The 1,238-nt window shown below is 68.5% G+C and carries 1 protein-coding gene and 1 pseudogene; both read right to left on the bottom strand.

The window, feature by feature from the left end:
- Positions 1–266 precede the first annotated feature (266 nt).
- Positions 267–626: pseudogene (locus Y706_RS0116770) on the bottom strand (rhodanese-like domain-containing protein); the annotation flags it as partial.
- A gap of 259 nt (positions 627–885) precedes the next feature.
- The coding region (locus Y706_RS30360) for a sulfurtransferase (RefSeq protein WP_043436344.1) at positions 886–1,238 on the bottom strand (353 nt) is incomplete at its 5' end.

Here is a 1,238-nt window from a genome sequence, read left to right as displayed (position 1 = left end):
CCGCCACACGCTCGAACTCACCACCCCCACCGGCCACAGCCACTACTCCACCGCGCCGCCCCTGCCGGGAACACTGTTTCGCCCAGCGGCCACATCGCTCCACAGGCGCAAACTTCGGTACGTCGCCAGCTCCGTCACCAAGCCAAAACGCTGATGCGCGGAAGGCCCAAAGTGGCAGCCGCAGCGTAGGAATCATTGAAGGCCCGAGGAGGAACTGGAGGCGCTCTGGGCAACCTGCGCGGGACGTCCGGTGCTCGTGCTGGCCCTTAGTGTGAAGCCGCATCCTCGCCGTACGGTTCCGGCCCGGTGACAACATCGTTCGCGGCACCGTGGCACCACTCCGAAAAGGACCCCGGATAGAGGGCAGCGGAAAAGCCGGCAATCTCGAGGGCGGCGATTTCATGGGCCGCCGTCACCCCGGATCCGCAGTACACGGCAGTCGGGACGCCGTCCCGGTAACCGAGCTGTTCGAAGCGCTCCCGCAGCTCCGCCGGGGCAAGGAAGCGCCCGTCAGCGCGCAGGTTCCCGGTGGTGGGGGCACTGACGGCCCCCGGAATATGGCCGGCGCGGGGATCCACGGGCTCGATTTCTCCGCGGTACCGCTCCCCCGCCCGGGCGTCCGCCACACGCTCGAACTCACCACCCCCACCGGCCACAGCCACTACTCCACCGCGCCGCCCCTGCCGGGAACACTGTTTCGCCCAGCGGCCACATCGCTCCACAGGCGCAAACTTCGGTACGTCGCCAGCTCCGTCACCAAGCCAAAACGCTGATGCGCGGAAGGCCCAAAGTGGCAGCCGCAGCGTAGGAATCATTGAAGGCCCGAGGAGGAACTGGAGGCGCTCTGGGCAACCTGCGCGGGACGTCCGGTGCTCGTGCTGGCCCTTAGTGTGAAGCCGCATCCTCGCCGTACGGTTCCGGCCCGGTGACAACATCGTTCGCGGCACCGTGGCACCACTCCGAAAAGGACCCCGGATAGAGGGCAGCGGAAAAGCCGGCAATCTCGAGGGCGGCGATTTCATGGGCCGCCGTCACCCCGGATCCGCAGTACACGGCAGTCGGGACGCCGTCCCGGTAACCGAGCTGTTCGAAGCGCTCCCGCAGCTCCGCCGGGGCAAGGAAGCGCCCGTCAGCGCGCAGGTTCCCGGTGGTGGGGGCACTGACGGCCCCCGGAATATGGCCGGCGCGGGGATCCACGGGCTCGATTTCTCCGCGGTACCGCTCCCCCGCCCGGGCGT

Origin of the sequence: Arthrobacter sp. I3 (genome assembly GCF_000520575.1) — a bacterium.
GTDB classification, from domain to species: Bacteria; Actinomycetota; Actinomycetes; order Actinomycetales; family Micrococcaceae; genus Arthrobacter; species Arthrobacter humicola_A.
This window is presented reverse-complemented; position numbering and strand designations above follow the sequence as displayed.